At 29.1% G+C, this 19,727-nt stretch carries 13 protein-coding genes and 1 other annotated feature; of the genes, 10 read left to right on the plus strand and 3 right to left on the minus strand.

Annotated elements, in window-relative coordinates; translation table 11 throughout:
- The first annotated feature begins 87 nt into the window (after positions 1-87).
- From CDIF1296T_RS03630 to CDIF1296T_RS03660, 7 genes are all read left to right on the plus strand, one after another.
- The gene (locus CDIF1296T_RS03630) at positions 88-1,200 is read left to right on the plus strand and encodes a BMP family ABC transporter substrate-binding protein (protein ID WP_011860859.1); all 1,113 of its coding nucleotides are present in this window, start codon (positions 88-90) and stop codon (positions 1,198-1,200) included.
- Positions 1,201-1,688: 488 nt separating this feature from the next.
- Positions 1,689-2,450 carry a DUF6873 family GME fold protein gene (locus CDIF1296T_RS03635; protein ID WP_003439005.1) on the plus strand — a complete coding sequence of 254 codons (762 nt, stop codon included), beginning with the start codon at positions 1,689-1,691 and terminating at the stop codon, positions 2,448-2,450.
- 2 nt (positions 2,451-2,452) lie between these two features.
- Positions 2,453-3,271, plus strand: coding sequence for a putative sporulation protein YtxC (locus CDIF1296T_RS03640; protein WP_003417993.1), 819 nt, complete (start codon positions 2,453-2,455; stop codon positions 3,269-3,271).
- A gap of 179 nt (positions 3,272-3,450) precedes the next feature.
- Positions 3,451-4,053, plus strand: a complete 603-nt coding sequence (locus CDIF1296T_RS03645; protein ID WP_009895586.1) for a DUF445 domain-containing protein — start codon at positions 3,451-3,453, stop codon at positions 4,051-4,053.
- Between the two features lie 569 nt (positions 4,054-4,622).
- Positions 4,623-4,861, plus strand: a binding site (T-box leader).
- A gap of 63 nt (positions 4,862-4,924) precedes the next feature.
- Entirely contained in the window at positions 4,925-6,844 is a 1,920-nt protein-coding gene (gene thrS / locus CDIF1296T_RS03650; RefSeq protein WP_009888359.1) for a threonine--tRNA ligase, read from the plus strand.
- A 767-nt stretch (positions 6,845-7,611) separates the two neighbouring features.
- Positions 7,612-8,703: an Rpn family recombination-promoting nuclease/putative transposase gene (locus tag CDIF1296T_RS03655; protein WP_003439012.1), complete on the plus strand. Its 1,092-nt coding sequence runs from the start codon at positions 7,612-7,614 to the stop codon at positions 8,701-8,703.
- Positions 8,704-9,368: 665 nt separating this feature from the next.
- On the plus strand, positions 9,369-10,709 hold the full coding sequence (locus tag CDIF1296T_RS03660; RefSeq protein WP_009895587.1) for a sensor histidine kinase: 1,341 nt from the start codon (positions 9,369-9,371) through the stop codon (positions 10,707-10,709).
- Positions 10,710-11,213: 504 nt separating this feature from the next.
- Here the strand turns inward: CDIF1296T_RS03660 and CDIF1296T_RS03665 are convergent.
- The 3 genes from CDIF1296T_RS03665 to CDIF1296T_RS03680 all read right to left on the minus strand — a co-directional run bounded on the left by CDIF1296T_RS03665 (position 11,214) and on the right by CDIF1296T_RS03680 (position 14,063).
- A complete protein-coding gene (locus CDIF1296T_RS03665; protein WP_009902004.1) occupies positions 11,214-11,783 on the minus strand; it encodes a hydrolase in 570 nt (189 codons plus the stop codon).
- A gap of 160 nt (positions 11,784-11,943) precedes the next feature.
- The gene (locus CDIF1296T_RS03670; RefSeq protein ID WP_009888369.1) at positions 11,944-13,194 is read right to left on the minus strand and encodes an MFS transporter; all 1,251 of its coding nucleotides are present in this window, start codon (positions 13,192-13,194) and stop codon (positions 11,944-11,946) included.
- 290 nt (positions 13,195-13,484) lie between these two features.
- Positions 13,485-14,063, minus strand: a complete 579-nt coding sequence (locus tag CDIF1296T_RS03680; RefSeq protein ID WP_009895590.1) for a TetR/AcrR family transcriptional regulator — start codon at positions 14,061-14,063, stop codon at positions 13,485-13,487.
- Positions 14,064-14,483: 420 nt separating this feature from the next.
- Here CDIF1296T_RS03680 and CDIF1296T_RS03685 point away from each other — a divergent pair, with 420 nt between their 5' ends.
- The 3 genes from CDIF1296T_RS03685 to CDIF1296T_RS03695 all read left to right on the plus strand — a co-directional run bounded on the left by CDIF1296T_RS03685 (position 14,484) and on the right by CDIF1296T_RS03695 (position 19,493).
- On the plus strand, positions 14,484-15,944 hold the full coding sequence (locus tag CDIF1296T_RS03685; protein WP_009895591.1) for an NADP-dependent glyceraldehyde-3-phosphate dehydrogenase: 1,461 nt from the start codon (positions 14,484-14,486) through the stop codon (positions 15,942-15,944).
- A 373-nt stretch (positions 15,945-16,317) separates the two neighbouring features.
- A complete protein-coding gene (locus tag CDIF1296T_RS03690) occupies positions 16,318-16,923 on the plus strand; it encodes a TetR/AcrR family transcriptional regulator (RefSeq protein ID WP_009895592.1) in 606 nt (201 codons plus the stop codon).
- Between the two features lie 2 nt (positions 16,924-16,925).
- Entirely contained in the window at positions 16,926-19,493 is a 2,568-nt protein-coding gene (locus CDIF1296T_RS03695) for a PEP/pyruvate-binding domain-containing protein (RefSeq protein ID WP_009895593.1), read from the plus strand.
- Positions 19,494-19,727 lie beyond the last annotated feature (234 nt).

Consider the following 19,727-nt stretch of genomic DNA (forward strand, 5'->3'; position numbering starts at 1 on the left):
TGAGGTGAATTGGATGTTATAATAGACATATATAGAAAGACATATGCAGAGGTAGGTCAGACCTATCTAAATCAGGGAGTGAATTTTGTGAAAATAAAAAGGATATTGATGGCTTGCTTTGTAGTAGTTTTTACAATTTTTATATTAGCTATATGTAATTTTGATTTTGGATTTGATAAAGTAAATAAGAATAATTCTAATATAGATAGTGCTGAATCGAAACAGAATGAGTCTAAAAGTTTGCCAACTTCAGCAGAAAAGGATAAATCAAATAGCAAAAGTAAGAATAAAGAAGATGACACAGAAGATGATTCATATGTAAGAAAAACTATTGGAGTATTGTTAGATACCGAAAACTTAAATAACGAATCATATAATAACAATGTACTATCAGCCTTAAAAAGGGCTGACGAAGATTTTGATGTTAGGATAAAACTTGAAAAACCAAAGACTTCTAAAAGTTTTAAAGAGAGTATAGAAAAACTGCATAAGTATGAACCAGATTTGATAATAGCAGTTGGAGCCAGATTTGCAGAGCCAATTAAAGAAGCTGCTACTAAATATCCCAAACAGCAATTTGCAATAGTTGACTATACTTATAAAGTTCAGCCAGCTAATGTAATTTCTGTATCATTTCAAGATAATGTTACTGGATATTTAGCAGGACTTATTGCAGGTAAAATGACTGATACTGGGAAAGTCGGTTTTATAGGAGGAGTTGAGGGTTCTAGTAGAGATAAGTATGAATCTGGATTTAGAAAGGGGCTTAAAACTTCAAATAAAGATGCTGAGTTACTAGTTAAGTATTCAAATATATTTGAAAACCCTGAATCAGCTAGAACTATTGCAAAGGAAATGAGAGATTCTGATAGAGATGTTGTATTTTCAGCTACAGAAGATGATAGTAAAAGAGCTATTCAGGTAGCAAGAGAAAATGGTGGTAAAGTTATAGCTATTAATAAAGACCAATACGATATGGCTCCAGATAATGTAATAAGTTCAATTATAAAAGATGTAGAACAACCTGTATATGAACTGATAAAGAACGTTGCAAAAGATGGTTTTAAGGGAAGTAAAGTAATGGAATTTAAAATAAAAGATGGAGAACTTGGCTTGACTTCAAAGAGCAGTAGAAATATACCACCAGATGTTTTGGAATACATAAAAAAAGAGTATAACAAAGTGAAAGATACATATTAATTATTGAGTAGAAGATTATAAAAATATACTGATTAAGTTTAGATTGGTGATAAAAGGATATATTTATTAAATTTGTGCTAACTGTACAAAATATATTGATTAAGTTTAGATTAGTGATAAAAAGATATATTTATTAAATTTGTGTTAACAGTATGGAATATACTGATTAAGTTTAGATTGGTGATAAAAGGATATATTTATTAAATTTAGTCTAACTGTACAAAATATATTGATTGAGTTTAGATTAGCAATAAAAAGATATATTTATTAAATTTGTGCTAACTGTACAAAATATATTGATTAAGTTTAGATTAGTGATAAAAGGATATATTTATTAAATTTGTGCTAACTGTACAAAACTATACTAATTAAGCTTAGATTAACTATATAAAATTATAACAATAAGTGTGTGGGCAGAAAAATTCTGCTACACACTTTATTTATATTCACATAAAAAATTTATCAAAAAAAAGAAAAAGGAGTAAAAAATGGAATTTACAAGAGAACCATTTATACTAGATGACGATTTGTGTCTAGCTTTGGTGGACAAAAGAATTAGTTATCTAATGGAAAATGAATTAAAATTAAGAAATATAGAGATAATAAAAACAATAGAATGTAAAGAATTATATGAAAGCATAAAATATCACCCGGATATATGTATTTGTAATTTAGGAAAAGGAGATATAATTGTTGCGCCGAATGTATATAATCAATACAAAGAGTTATTAAGTAGATATAAATTTAATATAATTAAGGGAGAAGCTAATTTATTAAATAGATACCCTTATGATATACCTTACAATATTGCGATAGTTGGTGACTATGCTATACACAATTTTAAGTATACTGACAAAGCAATATTAGATTATATTGAAAATAATAAACTTAAAAAGATAAATATAGAGCAGGGCTATTCTAAATGCTCAATCTGTATAGTAGATAGAACGTCTATAATAACATCAGATAAAGGTATTTGGAAAAGTATGAAGAATACAGAAATAGAGTGTTTATTGATAGAAAAAGGTCACATAAATTTATTTGAGATGAATTATGGATTTATAGGTGGATGTACAGGGTTGATTTCTAAGGATAAACTAGCTTTTTGTGGAGATGTTAAAAAACATCCTGACTATGAACGTATAAAAAGTTTTGTAGAAAGTAAAAACAAGGAGATAGTTACACTTAGCTGTGAAAATTTACTAGATATAGGTTCTATAGTTCCTCTCATGACAAGAAAGGAGCGATAACTTTGGTTGAGAAGGATAATATTTCTTCCATGAAATTTTTGAGGAATAATAATGTAAACGATAGATTAATATATACGAATGACATTGTAGAAGTAGTGATAGATTCTGCAAAGCAAGAAGTGTTAAATAAAAAAATACTTAATGGTACTAAAGCTGAACAAAGAGCTTTAAATATTGATGAGATATCAACGGAAATAACTAGTATGATAATAAGTATAATGAAAGAGAAACTTTTGAAAGAATACATTCTAAAATGCTATGGGCGTACATATCCTGAAGATAAAAATAATATATACATATATTCACTGAACATATTTGCTAAAAAAGAGATTTTTATGAGAGAAACAGTATTTACTAGGGTGAGAAATTATATAGAAGAAAATGATTTTATAAATGTAGAAGGTTTTATTAGATTTAGAATGAGAGAATTTATGAAATATATTTCTGCTATAGGTGATATTGCAGTTGAGGAGTATTTAATAAAGAAAGACCAAGATGAATTTATAAGAGTTTTAAAATACTTTATAGATACTCAAGAAGAAAAGATTGATTTGCTTAAAGTTCATATAATGGAAGATAATACATTTGTTTTATACGATAAAAATGGAAATAAGATAGACAGTATAGATGATGAAGAAATTATAAATATGGTAATAAGAGAAAATTTAAATTATGAGGACTTTTTAATAAGTACCTTATTAACTCTATGTCCCAAAAAAATAGAAATATTGGATTTGTTAAATAATAATTGCTCAAAGGAAATTATAGATACTGTAGAAGCAATTTTTGAAAATAAAGTTAGTATAATTATGGAAAACTAGAATCTAAGCATATAAAAGCTATCCATATAAAATTAAAAAAATTCTTTTTAAATCGACACAAAAGACTTATAATTGTATATAAAGCTATAGTATAACTAGAATTATTAAGTATAAAGAATATCTACTTGATTAATACAATATAGCTGGCAAATATACAATTGATAAGGAGTAATTTTATAATGGATAATTTAATTAGGATACTGATATTAGCTGTTATTGGTGGATTTATAGGTTATGTTACGAATGTAGTTGCTATAAGACTGATATTTAGACCAATAAAGCCTATTAAAATACCTATTTTAAATATAGAAATAGTAGGTCTTATACCAAAGAGAAGAGCAGAAATAGCAGCAAATGTAGGAGAAATAATTCAAGAAGAATTTCTTTCTATGGACGAAATACTTGCAAATATCATTACTGACGAAGATAAGGAAGAAGTTGTAAGATACATAAAAGCAAGGGTAAAAATTATAATACATGAGAAAGTTTCATTTATCCCGAGTGGTATAAAAAACATGATACAAGATTATCTAGGAGAGATAATTGAGTCTGAAGTTAAGCAAAGTATAGATGAATTGAGTAAAAATATAATAAATAAAGCAAATGAACGTATAGATATACAAAAAATGGTCGAAGATAAGATTAATGAACTAGATTTATATGAATTGGAAGAGATAATAATAAGAATAGCTAAGAAAGAATTAAAACATATAGAGTTTTTGGGGCTTGTCTTAGGGTTTTTAATAGGTATAGCTCAAGGGTTAATTACTATGTTTATTTAAATATATGAGAAGTAGCATTTATTTAAGTACTAATTATATTTACCTATTTGAGTGAATTACTTATTAATAGCATTTAGATATTAATTGTATTTACCTATTTGAGTGAATTACTTATTAATAGCATTTACCTATTTGAGTGAATTACTTATTAATAGCATTTAGATATTAATTGTATTTACCTATTTGAGTGAATTACTTATTAATAGCATTTATTTATTTGATTGTGTTACTTATTAATAGTATTTACTGTACTACTTATTAACTATATTAAGTATTGATTGTATTTAAGTATACAAAACCTAAAAAGAGTACAAAAATTAGAAGTTAGTTTTAATAAAAATTAGTTTTAGTATTTATCTAGTCATATCTATCATGCATGTGGATACGTTTTAAAAATTTTAAATTTATGAAAATATTATAATATCACTATAAATCAAGAGATTAATTTAATATAAAAATATAAGAATATTGGTTTACAGCTGATTGAGATGAAAAATAATGGGTAATTAATATATTACATTAATGTTGATTGATGTATAACTATCTGTTATAATGAAAATATATTAAAAATCATAGTGTTGAAGAGGAAGAGTAGAGTAGAAACCATTCTCAGAGAATTTGGGTCTATGGCTGAGAGCCCATGTAATAGGTCTATTTGAAAACTACCTTGGAGCTGAGCTTATTAGCAGTATTTGTATTTGTACTATACGTGAAAGTGCTCGGGTGACGACCTTATAGTCATCAAGAGGGTTGTATATACTTGTATACGCCAACTTGGGTGGAACCGCGAATTAATATCGTCCCAAACATATTTGGGGCGATTTTTTATTACAAAAAATCTAAAAATTATTTCAATAAGGAGGAAAAAATAATGATTAAAGTTGCTTTAAAAGATGGCTCAATAAAAGAATTTGAAAATGCTATTTCTGTTATGGATGTAGCTAAATCCATTAGTGAAGGATTAGCTAGAAATGTGGTAGCAGCGTCTGTGAACGGAGAGGTTGTAGGTCTGGACCACATTATAGATACTGATTGTGACTTGAATTTATTTAAGTTTGAAGATAAAGAAGGTAAGGAAGTTTTTAGACATACATCAGCGCATATATTAGCTCAAGCTATAAAAAGACTTTACCCAGAAGCAAAGCTTGCTATAGGACCAAGTATAGAAAATGGATTCTACTATGATATAGATTTAGACCATAGATTAGTTCCAGAGGACCTAGAGAAAATAGAAGCTGAAATGAAAAAAATAGCTAAAGAAGATTTAAAAATAGAAAGATTTGAACTTCCTAGAAATGAAGCTTTAGAGCTTATGAAAGAACAAGGAGAAGACTATAAGGTAGAACTTATATCTGATTTACCTGAAAGTGAAATAATATCTTTCTACAAGCAAGGTGATTTTACTGATTTATGTAGAGGACCACATTTACCATCTACTAAAAAGGTAAAAGCTGTTAAATTACAAAGTGTAGCAGGTGCATATTGGCGTGGTGACGAAAATAATAAGATGCTTCAAAGAATATATGGAACTTCTTTTGAGAAAAACAAAGACTTAGAAGAGTACTTACATTTACTAGAAGAAGCTAAAAAGAGAGACCACAGAAAATTAGGTAAAGAATTAGGATTATTTATGATACCTGAAGAAGGTCCAGGATTCCCTATGTTTTTACCAAAAGGTATGGAACTTAAAAATGAATTATTAAAATTCTGGAGAGAAATACACAGAAAAGCTGGATATATTGAGATAGAATCTCCAATCATATTAAATAGAAAATTATGGGAGACTTCAGGACACTGGTATCATTACAAAGAAAATATGTATACAGTTAAAATAGATGATGAGGATTATGCTATAAAACCTATGAACTGTCCTGGTGGATTAATTTACTATAACTCTCAACTACATTCATATAGAGATTTCCCAATGAGAGTTGCAGAGCTTGGTAGAGTTCATAGACATGAGTTATCTGGTGCATTACAAGGATTAATGAGAGTTAGAGCATTTACTCAAGACGATTCACATATATTCATGTTACCAGAGCAAATTAAGGACGAAATAAAAGGAGTAGCTAACTTAATAGATGGTATCTACAAAACTTTTGGATTTGAATATAATTTAGAATTATCTACAAGACCAGAGAACTCTATGGGAAGCGACGAAGAGTGGGAAGCAGCAGAAAATGGATTAAGAGAAGCTTTAGAAGAGTTAGGTCTACCATATACTATTAATGAGGGTGATGGAGCATTCTATGGTCCTAAGATAGACTTCCATCTAAAAGATTGTTTAGGAAGAACTTGGCAATGTGGTACTATCCAATTAGATATGCAACTTCCAAGACAATTTGATAATACTTATATTGGTCAAGATGGTGAAAAGCATAGACCAGTTATGATTCATAGGGTTGCTTTTGGTAGTATAGAAAGATTTATAGGTATATTAATAGAGCATTATGCTGGTAAATTCCCAGTTTGGTTATCTCCAACTCAAGTTAAGATACTTCCTATATCTGATAAATTTATGGATTATGCAAATGAAGTTAAGAAAGAGTTATTTGATAAGGGTATAAGAGTTGAATTAGATGATAGAGCTGAAAAAATTGGATTTAAGATAAGAGAAGCTCAGCTTGAAAAAGTGCCATACATGTTAATAGTAGGTGAAAAAGAAGTAGCTGATAATAATGTTTCTGTTAGATCAAGAGATAAAGGTGAAATAGGTAGTATTAAATTAGATGAATTTATAGCTAGTATTTCAAAAGAAATTGAATCAAGAGAAAGTATTATTCAAGACTAATATATATTATTTTAGTAGCTAAGATATTGTTATATAAGATAAGTTTAATCAATATGTTGATATGTTGATGCATAGTGATTAAATTTATGAAAAGATGAGTATAATTAGAGGTACAGTTAATCATATTTTTATGATTAATGTACCTCTAGTTTTTTGTATGGTAGATTTATTAATAAATATATCATAGAAGTGTTTTGAACAAGGAAATATTTATGTGCATTCTTTAAATAAAAGTTTATTTTTTGAGTGATAATTAAGTGCTTGTTGGTAAGGTTATGGCTGTAAAAATCATAACTTTATTTTCATATTTGTTCCATTTTCATAAAAATTATTATACCTTTAAGAAAATTTCTTAATCCTCTTGAAATATTTCCTTTTTAGTCTAAAGTTAAATTTCTTTCTTCAAAATGAATATTTAAATGAACTAAAATTTAAGTACATTTTCTAATCTTATGAGTCTATTTTTCATAGATAATTGCCCTATAATAGAAGAATCTATGTTGGTGCTATGTGGTGACAATAACAGCATTGTCAGTGATTAATTAATGCTTTATAAATGATTAATTAGTGTTTTATGTTATTTTTGGACTTACCCTCTATACATAGATTAATTTATTTAACTTTAGATAGAGAGAGAATGTCAAGTACATACACAGACATTAGAGTTTAAGAAAGTGTTTATGGAGCAAGAACTTTTAAAAGAGGTAGTGACTTAGTTTAATTTCAAGAAATGATAAATACAAAAGAGGAAAAAGAGAGGTGTTGAAATGATAGAAAAAGTAGAAGAAAAATCTAAGATTATTAAAACATCAAAAGAATATAAGCGAACTATAATTGAAGAAAAAGATAAAGAATGGACCAAAAAATTAAATGATATACTTAGTAGAAGTAGTTTTTCTAATGATGAATTAGATAAAATCAAGGCGTTAATTCCAAAAGAGATTTTGACTAATGAAAATGTTGGAGAAGTTGTGACTGAAGATGGATATGCTAAGCCCGAGTATGATGAGGTATTTAAATCATTGTTCACTTTAAATAATGAATATGATTTACTTGTAAATTTTATAAATGATATCCTAAAAGATGCTCCATATGCTAACAGGAATATCAAACCGTTCACTCAAATAAAGAGAATAATTAGAGTTGAAACTGACCCAACAATTAATTACATTGGAGAGAAAAGACCTAGACTTGATATTTTGGCTGAAGATGAAGAAAATAATCATATAAATATTGAGATGCAAAGAGCTTTTGAGAACGATTATTTGGAAAGAGCTGAATATTATCTTAGTCGTGTACATGGTAGAAAGTTAGAAGAAGGTAAAGAGTATAAAGAAATTGGAAAAACTATTGGAATACATATACTAAATCATGTAAAATATAATCACATAGAAGATTATGTAAATTGCCTGAGATTAACAATGGACGGGCATCCAGATATTTATTCTAGTAAAACTGCATTATATTTTATAGAGCTTCCAAAAATTCATAAATCTGACTATATAGTAAATAGAATTATGCTATGGGGAAAACTTATTAGTAATCCTTCTAGCTTAGATGTAAGAGTTATAGCTAAGAATGATTCTATTATTAAAAAAGCACTTGATAGATTAAAAGAATTAGGTAGCAATGAAGAATATTTATTAAATCTGAAAAGAGGTGCTTATATCATGAATAAAAGTAGAAATTTTAAAGAAGAGATTGAAAGAGAGACAGCAATTAGAGTTGCAAAAGAAAAAGATTATAAAATAATTATAATGTTGAAAAAAAATGGTTTTAAATTAGATGACATATTAAATAAATTTAATGATTTTGACTTAAGTGAAGATGAGATAAAAGAAGTATATGAAAATAATTGATGATAAAAAGTGAACTTATATAAGTTTGCTGAATCGGAGTCTGGAAATATTTATGTGTATTTTTTAATGAATAAAAATTTATTTTAAAAACAATAATTTAGAGGTACAGTTAATTATATTTTTATGATACTGTACTTCTAGTTTTTTCTATTGTAGATTTATTATTTACTAATAAATCTACAATAGAAGTGCTTTTGTTGTAAGAATCATTTTATCTAATGATTGTTTTTTATAATAGTTAAATTTCCATTTGTAGTGTTTAAATATAAATCTATAACAGCATTTCTATAAATGTTATAAATCACTATAATGATTCAACTCAAAGTTACTGCTTAAAGAAGCAGAGATTTTATCAAGGTATATCATGGAAAAAAATATTTTATTGTAATATTTATAAGATTTTATTATGGAAATAATGTAAAAACTTTATAAATAATATATTTTATACCTAGTTATAGATAAATTTATATAGTTATTATTAAAAAAAGCAATAAAAAGTTTAATTCAATTTAGCAAATTTAGTGATATAATTAAAAAAGAAAAGAAATATGGACTTATTTGGAATAATTTTGACAATCTATTTACTACACGTGTAGAGTCGTATATAATTAAATTATACATAAAATATAAAAAAATAATTTAGTAATACGTTAGGAGAAAGTATTATGATAAAGTCAAGCTTATTTTGGAATATTTTCATTGCGATATCCTTTATGATAGAATGGTTTCTTTGTAAGAAAATGCTAGATTATACAAGTGAGAAAAGGATTTCTAACAAAAAAATAAACTTTTGTATGGTAGGTATTATTGTTTTTGCTGACATAATATATTTTTTTGATGTACCTCCAAATATAAGAGTAATTATATCTATGATAATTACTATTGCATTTTATAAAATCTCATATGATGTGAGGTTTATAAAGTCTGTATTAATATCCTTAATTTATTGGATGTTACTAATCGCCACAGATGCTTTGAGTATATCTTTAACAGTTTGGCTTAATTCTATAAATGACATGAGTAGTATGGGGACGGGAGATATATACAGAATTGAGTCTATAATATTGGGAAAGATACTTTTGATTGTGTCTTTGCTTTTATATAGAGCCTTAAAGATAAAACTTAATATAGAAATAAATAAAAGGACATTATTTTATATAGTTATTCCTATAGTCGCTAATATAGCATCTTTTTTTGTAATTTTTGAATACATATTTAATCCAGGGTCTGGTAGCTTAATACATAATTTCCAATTCGTTATGATTTCTGTTGTATTGCTTATATCAAGTATCACTTTAGTTTTAATTGCTAAAAAATTACAGCAATATAATACTTTAGTTGTAGAAAACAATATGATTAAAAATACTTTGAAGTATGAAAATGAGTATTATGAAGATATAGAAAAGAAATATTTAAAAACTAGATTACTAAGTCATGATATGAAAAATCACATATTGTGTATAAATGCTATGATTAAAAAAGGTATTGATGTTACTTCTTATTTAAATAATTTGCAGGTAGAAATTCAGAGTAATGACTTGTTATTTAATACTGGTAATTTTATATTAGATGCTATATTAAGTGAAAAGAAAGAGGTTTGTGATAAGAATGATATAGAACTAAAAATAGGAATAAATTTTAGTTGTTGTGAAGCTGTTGAATTAGTGGATATATGTCATATATTTTCAAATATTTTAGACAATGCAATTGAGGCATGTAATAAAATTGATAGTGGAAATAGAGTTATTTGTGTTAAAGGTGATGTTATGCAAAATTTTTATTTAATAAGAGTTGAAAATACTAAGATGAATAAGATTATTACTAAAAATGGAGATATTTTGACAGACAAAAAAGGTTCTCTTCATGGACTTGGAATAAAAAGTGTAAAAAACTCTGTAAATAAGTATGGTGGTAATGTTGTAATTGAATATGATGATAAAAAATTTGTAGTTAAAATTGCTATTCCACTTAGAAATGTGAAGAAAGCAGTTAATCATGTGATTTAAATGTATATAAATTTGATGTGTAGAAATTTAATATATAAGAATTAATGTATAAAAGTGATGCATAGAAGTTTAATATATAAGAATTAATGTATAAAAGTGATGTATAGAAGTTTAATATATAGGAATTTAATAAGTATAAAAGTGATGCATAGAAATTTAATATATAAGAATTTAATATGTATAAATGTGGTGCATAGAAGTTTAATGTAAAAATTTGGTGTATAAGAATTTAATATATATATTTATTTTAATATATATATTGAAGATATATAATTAAATCATATAATGACATTTGTATATTAGAATTGTTTATTGAGTATTAGAAACTTTTAAGGTTAGAAAGTTTATAACTATTATACATTATATTATTTATAGTATTTATTATAGATTATATAGTGAGTTTAAAATATTAAACTTTTTATTCTACAAAATATAAAAAGAAGTTGCATCAAAAAGAGAAATGCTCTTTAAAGATGTAACTTCTATGGTATATGTATGGAGGAGCTATATTGCCATCTCTGGAATCAAGCTTCTCATAGCTTCTATAGTTGTTTGGATAAGCTTATCAAGTTCCCATCCAAGCATTTCTGCACCACTTCTTATAACGTCTCGAGAACAGCCAGCAGCAAATGATTTATCTTTAAATTTCTTCTTAACAGATTTTAATTCTAAATCAGAAACGCTCTTTGAAGGACGCATTATTGCAGCAGCACCAATTAAACCAGTAAGTTCATCCACAGCAAATAATACTTTCTCCATAAATTGCTCTGGTTTAACATCTGAACCAGTTAATCCATATCCATGACTTATTGTAGAATCGATTATTGATTTATCTAAATCAAGCTCTGTCATTAATTCTCTTTGTTTAACACAATGTTCATCAGGATACATTTCAAAATCTAAATCATGTAAAAGTCCAACTATTTCCCAAAATTCTACTCTTTCAGGGTCGTACTCCTTTGCATAGTATCTCATAACTCCAGATACAATTTGAGCATGTCTTATATGAAATTCTTCCTTATTGTATTTTCTTAATATTTCCCATGCTTGTTCTAAAGTTGGCATGTAACTCATTTTTATCACTCCTCTAGCTGAATATTTTGAATTTTTATAAAGTTTATTTTCCATTGATTATATCAATCAATTTCTAAAACGTCAACATACTGATACACAATTTTGCATTTAAATTCAGAAATTAGTGAAAATTAAATCTTTATATCTAAATTCTTTGTATCTAAAGATTTTCGTTCCTCAATGTTATCTTTGATACAAATGCTATAAGTAATGTAATAAATCCAACTCCTAGTATAATGATGTACACTCTATCTGATAATAAATCAAAAAGTTTACCATACATAACCTGACCAAGGGGCATTGCAATTGCTGTTCCTGCAAAAAGAATTGACATTACTTTTCCTAAGAGTTCATTTGGAGTTTTTAATTGTGTGACTGTTATAACATATATTGAGATAAGAGTCGTTGTAAAAAATATTAGCATAGATGATACTATAAAGATTAAAAATGGAACTGGAAATCCTGTGTTTAATATAAATGGATATACTGAAACCGCCATTGGTATGAACATAACTGCACATATAATAAAGGAAATGTGCAAATTAGTGATTTTTAGATGTTTTGAGAAAATACCAATACTAACAGCAGCTACCAGTGAACTAAAAGAAATTGCTCCTTCTGCTAGACCATATAAGAAGTTACTAGCTCCCATAGTGATTTTTACTATATAGGGGATACCAACTATTAACATAGAGCTTAAAAATAAGTTTATTGCTATAGCTAAAAAAAGTATTTTTAGTATAAATCTATTTTCTTTACATATATGAACAATACCATCCTTTATATCAGTAAATATAGTTTTTATAATGTTGCTGTTTTGCTCTTGTTTGATAAAAGGAATCTGTATAAATATCTCCATAATTGCAGATAGAAAGAAACTTACACAACTTATAACTATAATTGCATTAATTCCAATCACACCATACAAGACACCTCCTAATACAGGTCCTGCAATATTTGTAAGAGATGCAACTCCAGCTACAATACCATTTGCATTCATTAAATGCTCATTATCAACTAAAAGGGGTGTACTTGACTGAACAGTTGGTTGATACATTGTGCTTATGACTGATAATATGGTCATAATAATTCCTACAAGTAATATTGAACCATTATTGTTGAATAAGAATACTGCTAAGATTAGTACTGTAAGACTACTTGAAAAATCAAAAATAACCATTAAGTTTCTTCTGTTGAATATATCCGCAATAGCTCCACCAATAGGGGAGAATACTATAATTGGGATTGAAGATACTGCTAGTATAGTAGCAAATATTTCTGCTTTACCAGTTATATCAAGTATGTATAAAGACAAAGCAAACTTGAGTATTGATGCACCAAACAATGAGATTATTTGACCTAATATCATCAAGTTGAAGTTTTTATTAAAAGTGTTCGAGGATTTTACCATATATGTACCTACCTATCTAAGATTATTAAAATATTTATAATAATTGATATAATAGCAATTATTATAAGGAATTTTTTTCTTACTTTAATATCTAATATTATTAGAAATATACAAACTATTATAGATGGCTTAGAGTAGAGTGGAATGGGTTTGCTCTAGGGTCTATAAGTTTTGTGTGATATTTAGTTTATCATTTATTTTATAAATTATATTGTTTATTTTTTTCATTAATTCAATCATATTAATCCTATTTAGTATAAAAAAATACTTAGAAAAATTATTTTAAATTGTTATTCAAGTATGTGTTCTACAAGATTATCCACCATAAAGTCAAACACTTCAATATAGTTATATTCAATATTTTCTTTTACCAATAGACTTGATAGTAGAGCATTACAAACACCAAAAACTTTTTCTTTTTCTATCTTCAACTTGAGATTGTGTCTCTCAATTAAGTCGTAAAAACTTTGTATGTTATTGGACTCAAGTTGTAAAAACATATCTTGAGGTAGTTTATTTATTAGGCTGATGAAATCAGGATTATTTGGTGAATATAAAAATGGATTTTTATCATATAATCGATATAACATTTTTAAGGATTTTGCAAAGCCTTCTTTTGGAGGCATGTTACTTAAAATTTCATCTACTGATGATATAAGTTTGTTTTGGATTCCATTTAATACTTCAAAAAATAACTTTTCTTTTGAATCAAAAAATGTATAGAAAGAACCCTTTGCAATTCCTGATTTTGAACAAAGTTCATCAATATTAGTTTTTTTGTATCCATATTTAGACCAGTTGATTTCACATTCTGAAATTAGTCTTTTTCTTATATTGTCTTTTTCTATTTCTGTAAAACTTTTAGCCATTTTTATCAATCCTTTCTGTCTATATATGATATATATGACTTTGAAAATATTTTGAGTCATAGATATATAATATTGTCTACTTATAAATTTGTCAAGTGATTTATGTTTATAATATTGGTATATTGGTATATTGGTATATTGGTATATTGGTATATTGGTATATTAGTATATTAGTATATTAGTATATTAGTATATTGGTATATTAGTATATTAGTATATTGGTATATTAGTATATTGATATTAAAGTGTGACCTATATAGATTTGGAGCGAGTATGTTATTAAAATAGAAGAATGTAGAAAAACGTTAACTTAAAATTTTTTTTATAGGTAAACGTTTATGGAAAAAAGAAATGTTTACATAACGAATAAATGGCTATAATTTAAATACACAAAGTTATATCAGAGAGAGGAATAAAAATATGTTTAATGAACTTAAAACAAAAGAAAATGTATATAAAAATTTAATAAATGGAAAATGGGTAGAATCTAATTCGAGAAAGCCAATAGAAATTTACTCACCAATAGATAATTCTCTTGTTGGGAAAGTACAATCTATGACAAAACATGAGGTAGATGAGGTTATAAAAAACACAAAAGAGAGTATAAAAGTATGGGCTGAAATGCCTGTATACAAGAGAGCCAATATATTTCATAAGGCTGCTGATTTATTGTTAGAAAATATAGATGAGATAGCTAATATACTGGTACTTGAAATAGCCAAAGACATAAAATCTGCAAGGGCAGAAGTTGAGAGAACAGCAGATTTTTTAAGATACACAGCTGATGTGGGAAAAAATATGGAGGGTGAAGCCATTAGTGGAGATAATTTCCCTGGTGGAACAAGAAATAAGATGTCTTATGTTTCAAGGGTTCCATTAGGTACTGTTTTAGCTATATCTCCTTTTAATTATCCTGTAAATTTATCAATGTCAAAGATTGCTCCAGCACTTATTGGTGGAAATGCAGTCGTATTAAAACCTGCTACACAAGGGGCTATTAGCGCACTTCATGTGGTAGAAATTATGAGAAAAGCTGGGATACCAGATGGAGTACTTAATACTATTACAGGTAGGGGTAGTGAGATAGGAGATTATGTTGTAACGCATAAAGGAATTAATTTTATTAACTTTACTGGTAGTACTGAAGTTGGTCAGCATATATCTAAAATATCTGGAATGGTACCATTATTATTGGAGCTTGGTGGAAAAGATGCGGCTATAGTATTAGAAGATGCAGACTTAGATTTTGCAGCTAAGAATATAGTATCTGGAGCGTATTCATATTCAGGACAAAGATGTACGGCAGTAAAGAGAATTTTAGTACAAGAGAGTGTGGCGGATAAATTAGTCGGAAAAATAAAGCCATTGGTAGAGAAGTTGACAATTGGAAATCCAATGGATGAAGTAGTTATCACTCCTCTTATAGATAATAAAGCAACTGATTTTGTTCAAGGGTTGGTTGATGATGCATTACATAAAGGAGCAAAGTTAATAACAGGCAATGTTAGAAAAAATAATTTATTCTATCCAACATTGTTAGATAATGTAAATGTTGATATGAAAATTGCTTGGGAAGAACCATTTGGTCCAGTACTTCCAATTATAAGAGTTAAAGATATAAATCAAGCAATTGAAATTGCTAATCAATCAGAGTATGGGCTTCAATCATCAGTATTTACAAGTGATATTGATAAGGCATTTTATATAGCTGATAAACTTGAAGTTGGTACTGTTCAAATAAATAATAAGACTGAAAGAGGTCCAGACCACTTCCCATTTTTAGGTGTAAAGGCATCTGGTATGGGAACTCAAGGTGTTAAGTATTCAATTGAGGCTATGACTAGACCTAAGGCAGTAGTGGTAAATGTTAGGGAGTTGTAATAAATAAATAGAGATAAAGAATAGTAGAGATAAAGAATAAAGGAGTTGTCTTAAATTTGATTTTTTGTAATTAAATTTTAAGTTCAACTCCTTTTTTGAATCTTTATATGTTATTTCTTAGTAATTCTTTTTTTATTAATATTTTAAACTTTGATATTGATGAAATTTGAACATGATAAATATCTCAAATTTATAGTCTTGTTTTCTAATGATGAAGCCTATTTCTACTTAAATAGAGCAATTTCTAAAATGAACATTTTTATCTCGAGTACCATATACAATGAAAAAAATTAACCTTGACAAGTGACCGTTGGTCGCTGTATGATAAATAAAAAAGAAACGACCAGTGGTCGCTAAAAGGAGGTATCGCCCTATGCCAAAAGGAATTGTGCTTACACCCGAACAACAAGCAGAACGCCGAGAAAAAATAGTTGCTGTTGCTTTGAGTCTCATGGCTGAAAATGGATTCCAAAAAACATCAATGAGAGAAATTGCAGTTTTAGCCAACATGGGAAAGTCAAGTCTATACGATTTTTTCAAAACGAAAGATGAGATTGTTGTATATGCAGTTGAGAAAGAAATAGAAAAAACTATCCAACAAGTTCATAGGATTATTGATGGTGAACCTTCACCACAACAGTGCCTTAGAAAAATCATGCTTAATCATCTTAGATTTCCAGAGCAGTATAGAACTGTACTGATGTGGTTAAATACAGAATCTGATTATTTAGAAGAAGAGTATCGAAAGAGACTTAAAGATGCTCGTTATGCATATCAAGATATTATAAAATCGGTAATTGATAATGGTGTGACCACAGGCATCTTTCGCAAAACGGATACCGCTCTTGTGACACGTTTGTTAATTAACTCCATGTTATCAATCAGTTACACGTCAAGACCATTGGATAGTTCGGAAAAAATGTTGGATGAAACAATGAATATATTTCTGCACGGAATTATGAATGATGGAGGTGAATGATTATGATTTATTATGTCTTGCCACTGGAACATAAACAAGCAACCATTGAAATTGTTGGTGGAAAAGGGATGTCTTTATCAAAACTATTGACAGCAGGCATCCCTGTGCCAGACGGTTTTCATGTTACGACTGCTTCATACCAGATTTTTGTTGAGACGAACCATATTCAGTCTCGAATTAATAAACTGCTAGATGGTATTGATTCCAATAATACCAGCCAACTTGAAGATGTATCTAAGAAAATAGGGGAGCTTTTCCATAATGGAGAAATGCCACAGGAAGTGTCGGACGCAATTAAAACAGCTTATGCCGGATTAGGGAACATATCGGTGGCTGTCCGTTCGTCTGCGACTGCTGAAGATTTACCTGACGCTTCTTTTGCAGGTCAGCAGGAAACTTATCTTAACATACAAGGTGAAGATAAAGTTATTGACGCTGTAAAGAGATGCTGGGCTTCCTTATGGACAGCTCGTGCTATTGCTTATCGTGTGAAGAATAATATAAAGCACGAGATTGTCGCACTTGCTGTTGTAGTACAAAAGCTTGCATTTTCCGATTCATCTGGTATTATGTTTACGTTAAACCCAATCAATGGTAGACGTAGCGAAATGATTATTAACGCTGCATGGGGGCTTGGTGAAGCGGTGGTTTCTAGCTTAGTTACACCCGATACAATCGTAGTGGATAAGGATTCCGAACGAATTATATCGTATGAAGTGGCAAATAAAGAGATTATGACGGTTCGTACTTCAGAAGGAACAGAAGAAACCATGGTTCCTGAAAGGTTGAGAAAAAAATATGCTCTTACTCGTAATCAGGTAATGCAACTGATACAGCTTGGAAAGAAAATTGAGAAGTATTATCAAATGCCTATGGATGTAGAGTGGGCACTGGAAAAAGATAAATTGTACATTGTTCAGGCTCGTCCAATTACTGTTCTGCCACCAGAATGGGTATTGCCAGAACAGGATGTTGTATACACAAAGGGAAGTTTGGCAGAACATTTGCCAAATCCTGTTACACCTTTGTTCGCCACGCTTGGTCTTGAAATCGTAAACCGTGCATCAGAGCTTTTATGGATAGATATGTTTGGTAAAAGTGCGAAAAAATTATTACCAAAAAACGGGGCATATACGGTTATTAATGGATATGTTTATCTTTCTGCTAAATCAAATCCACTTTTGATTGCTATCAAATCCCTTTCCCCACGCTCTTTACGTAGGACACTTATGAACAGCGTTGCACGCTGGGAAACGGCACGAAAAGGATATGAGGATGCTATTAAACAATGGGAAGAAAAGCCCCTGCATACTATGAACGCCCATCAAATTATGGAGGGTATTCAGACAATATTTTATGCCGCATGTATTTATTTCACAAGGATTCAGCTTACATTGCCTGCTGCTTCTATCAGTGAAACATTATTTACAAAATTATTTCAAGGAGCAGTTCGACGTGCTGGTATAACGGATACTTCCGTTTTCCTGCTTGGGTTTGATACGATTGTTCTGCAATCGGAAAAGGAGTTGTGGGGTATTTCAGAATGGGTAAAGCAAAATAACAGCATCAACCTTTATCTGCAAAACAGTCCTGCAATAAAGATAGCAGAAGATTTCATGTCTTCAGTTGTGCCTGTTGGAGTTTCACAGGAAGTATGGATAGAATGGAAAAATCGAATCAATAAGTACTTTAAAGAGTTTGGTCGTACCGCTTATGAGTTTGATTTTGCGCATTCCACACCGCAGGAAACACTTACACCAACTTTTGAATCCGTAAAAACATTTGTGGAAGGAAAAGGGGAAAGTCCTTTTTTACGCCAGACCACGTTTGAAAAGCGTAGAAAACATGCAGAAGAAGAGATTTTACAACACATAGGTGGATTGCGTAAAAAACTATTTTTTAAGTTGCTCCATTGGGCACAGGAAACCTCTCCTATGCGTGAAAATGCTATTTATTTGATGGGAATGGGACATCCTCTGATTCGTTGTATGTTTCAGGAAATCTCAGAACGATTCATACGAGGAGGAGCTATTTCACATTTAGATGATATTTATTGGCTCACAAAATCGGAATTGGAGGTACTTATAGAGCAGTTGGATAAAAACAAGTCTCTATCTGATATGAACGGGATAATACCTGTTCGAAAAGCTGAACTTAAAAAATACATGGGTTATGTGTCACCATCCAAGTTGCCAGAAAAAAACAAAAAAACTATATCACAAGCACCACAGAAGCAGAAAGATGGGAAAATTGTGTTGACGGGCATTGGTACCAGTACTGGTGTTGTGACGGCTCCAGCTTGTGTACTGAATAGTCCAGCAGATTTTGAAAGCTTTCAACCTGGAAGTGTTTTGGTTGCAGTTACCACAACTCCAGCATGGACACCATTATTTTCATCTGCAAGTGCGATTGTAACGGACATTGGTGGTCCTCTTAGCCATTCAAGCATTGTCGCACGTGAATATGGCATCCCAGCCGTTATGGCTACACACATTGCCACACGAACTATTAAGAGCGGACAAATGATAACGGTGGATGGGTTGGCAGGTACGGTGACGTTTGATGAGTAAAAAGCCTATTTTCGCTTTGAAGCTTTCGACCTTTGTGATTGCGCTAGCGGAAGTAGTAATACTTAAAGTTTTCAGATTTCATAATACTACTAATACCCACCGAACAGCGGTAAGAAAAACCGTAGCTTGGTGGGTATTTTCTTATGCAAAAAAATGAGAATGTCTCAAAATAAAAATTTGATTAGAAAAAATCAATTTTGAGACAATTCCTTTATTTGTTGATACAATAATATC

Source organism: Clostridioides difficile ATCC 9689 = DSM 1296 (assembly GCF_001077535.1).
In the GTDB taxonomy this organism is placed as follows: Bacteria; Bacillota; Clostridia; order Peptostreptococcales; family Peptostreptococcaceae; genus Clostridioides; species Clostridioides difficile.